This window comes from Novosphingobium sp. (genome assembly GCF_036733805.1).
Taxonomy (GTDB): domain Bacteria; phylum Pseudomonadota; class Alphaproteobacteria; order Sphingomonadales; family Sphingomonadaceae; genus Novosphingobium.
On the sequence record NZ_DAIMZT010000013.1, the window covers coordinates 53,053 to 55,988 of the forward strand.

General features: G+C 60.7%; 3 protein-coding genes. All 3 read left to right on the plus strand.

What is annotated here, in order from left to right; all coding sequences use genetic code 11:
• A partial coding sequence (locus V7D69_RS05380; RefSeq protein WP_333605260.1) for a hypothetical protein occupies positions 1-263 on the plus strand: 263 nt, incomplete at its 5' end.
• 239 nt (positions 264-502) lie between these two features.
• Entirely contained in the window at positions 503-1,717 is a 1,215-nt protein-coding gene (locus V7D69_RS05385) for an efflux RND transporter periplasmic adaptor subunit (RefSeq protein WP_333605265.1), read from the plus strand.
• A gap of 7 nt (positions 1,718-1,724) precedes the next feature.
• Positions 1,725-2,936: efflux RND transporter permease subunit (locus V7D69_RS05390; protein ID WP_333605261.1), on the plus strand; the 1,212-nt coding region annotated here is incomplete at its 3' end.

Genomic DNA, 2,936 nt, shown 5'->3' on the forward strand with positions numbered 1-2,936 from the left:
GCGAGAACGGGCGAAACATCAGGGGCAGCAATCAATACGAGAGGAACAACCAACGCAGACAACAACAAGCAGCAGCTCCTCAAAAAGCTTATTCCGGGATCGGCCCGAAAGCCGAAATCCCCAGTGGGATTGACGCCATGTGTCAAGCAGGTCCTCAGTCCCCAACACCGATATCGGCGGCCGAGTACGCCGTCCGCGCCTCAGCTTCTACGCCTCCCTTCGCTGGTTTGCGCGGCATGAGCAAGGTGAGCGTCTCGCAATGAATCTACGAAACCTTCGGTCCTGTGGCAATCCTTCGGCCCGCAGGCTCGGGAATGGCATCATCAAGTTTCGTTACAATCCATTGCATGAAATTCCTGCATAATCCTCGCCTCGTCGGCCGGTTTACAATAGTTCGTCGTAAAATGTCGCAAGCACGAATGGACGCTTGCGGAAGAGGCCGAATGTCTGGATAGCGGGCCGATTTCTCCTCGAGGCGGGCAAATTGAGACCCAATCGGAACCTGAAACTTTCATTTGCGCTCCGCCCCTGCCGGATATTCGGCCTTGCCGCGGCGGCCTTTCTCGCAAGTTGTACGGGCGGACAGTCGAAGGACCGGACGCAACCCCCTCCGGCGTCAGTCGGCTATATCGTGGTCAGCCCGACCACCGTACCGCTCGCCGTCTCGTTGAGCGGCCGTACAGTGGCGTTCGAAACGTCCGAAGTGCGCCCACAAGTATCCGGCGTGATCCGCAAGCGCTACTTCACTGAAGGCAGCTATGTCCGCGCCGGCCAGCCGCTTTTCCAAATCGATCCGAGCCTCTATCAGGCCGCCGTCAATCAGGCGCAGGCCAATCTCATGAGCGCCCGTGCATCGGCAAACGCGGCGATCGCGAAGGCCGATCGCTATAGACCGCTGGCCGAGATGGAAGCAGTCGCCAAGCAGGATTACACTGACGCCGCGGCCAGCGCGCGAGTGGCGAAAGCCGCCATTGCGCAGAACGCCGCCGCGCTGGATACGGCGCGCGTCAATCTGCGCTTCACGACCGTGCCCGCCCCGATCAGTGGCAGGATCGGCCGGTCTCTCTTCACAGTCGGCGCGTTGGCCAGCGCCAGTCAAGCCGATCCGCTGGCCATAATTCAGCGTACTGACATGATGTACGTCGACATGCAGCAATCCGCCGCCGACCTGTTGGCACTGCGCCGCAGGCTGGCCGCGGGCGGCGTTCAACCGGGCAGCACGCAGGTGCATCTGAAGCTGGGCGACGGCACGAGATATGGCTTTGCGGGAACGGTGCAGTTCTCGGAAGTCACGGTCGATCAGGGCACGGGTACGATAACGCTGCGTGCACGCTTTCCCAATCCTGACGGCCTGCTGTTGCCCGGCATGTTCGTAACGGCCGAGTTTGACCAGGCATCTGATCCCAACGCGTTCCTGGTCCCGCAAACGGCGGTTCAGCGCGACTTTGACGGCAGTGCTTACGTGATGGTCGTAAGTACCGATAACAAGGCCCAACGTCGCAAGGTCACCGCAGACCGCACTTATGGCGCCAACACCGTGGTCACTTCAGGACTGATGCAGAGCGACAAAGTCATCGTCCAGGGCCTGAACGGACTGAAACAGGGCGCGCCGATCAAGCCGGTCGCGGCAACCAGCCCGCAACCGGTAGCGCCCCCGCAGGGTAAAGGTGCCTCGGCCTCCGCCGGACGCGGCCTCAGCGGGCCCAGGGGCGGTTGATCGCAGCATGTCGCGGATATTCATCGACAGGCCGATCTTCGCTTGGGTGCTGGCGATCATCGTCATGCTTGCCGGTATCGGCGCATTGGAATTTCTGCCGAACGAACAATATCCGGACATCGCCCCCACACAAGTGAATATCCGGGCCACATATCCCGGCGCCTCTGCGGAAACGATCGAGAACAGCGTCACCCAGATCATCGAGCAGCAGCTCACCGGCATTGACGGCCTGCTGTATTTCAGCTCGCAATCCACCAATCGCGGCCAGGCGACCATCAGCGCGGTTTTTGCGAAGGGAACTGATCCCGACATTGCTCAGGTGCAGGTTCAGAACAAAGTGCAGACGGCGCTTTCTCGCCTGCCCCAGTCCGTGCAGGCCCAAGGGGTCCAGGTAACCAAATCGAACCCCGACCAACTGCTCTTGCTGGCGGTCTATGACGAGACCGATACCCGCTCCAACATGGATGTGTCGGACTATCTGGCCTCCAACCTTCAGGATCCGCTTTCCCGCGTCGCGGGCGTGGGGGACGTCAATGTCTTCGGCACGCCGCACGCGATGCGCATCTGGCTCGATCCGAACAAGCTCGCGGCCGTGGGTTTGATGCCAAGCGACGTAATCTCGGCCATCCAGTCCCAGAACACGGAGGTCGCCGCTGGAGAGATCGGGGGCCTGCCCGCGCCCAAAGACCAGGCAATCGACGCGATCGTCACCGCCGGTTCCCGCCTTCAGACGGTGGACCAGTTCCGCAATATCGTGGTGAAAACCAACGCGGATGGCTCCATCGTTACGATCGGCGATGTTGCGCGCGTTGAAATCGGAGCAGACAATTACGCCGTTGTCTCGCGCTTCAACGGGCATCCTGGCTCTGGCATTTCCATATCCCTTGCCCCCGGCGCTGATGCTTTGGCGACCACGGAAGCGGTCAAGGCCAAGATGCTGGAACTTGGGGAAGGCATGCCCGACGGGCTGAAGTTCACTTACGCCAACGATTCCACCGAGTTCATCAAGCTCTCCATCTCGGAAGTCGAGAAAGCGCTGTTCGAAGCGATCCTGCTTGTCGTGATCGTCATGTTCGTGTTCCTGCAGAGCTGGCGAGCCACCCTGATCCCCGCAATCGCAGTGCCGATCGTGCTGCTGGGCACTTTCGCCATCTTTTATCTCGTGGGCTTCTCGATCAATACGCTGACCCTGTTCGGCCTCGTCCTGGCGATCGGCCTG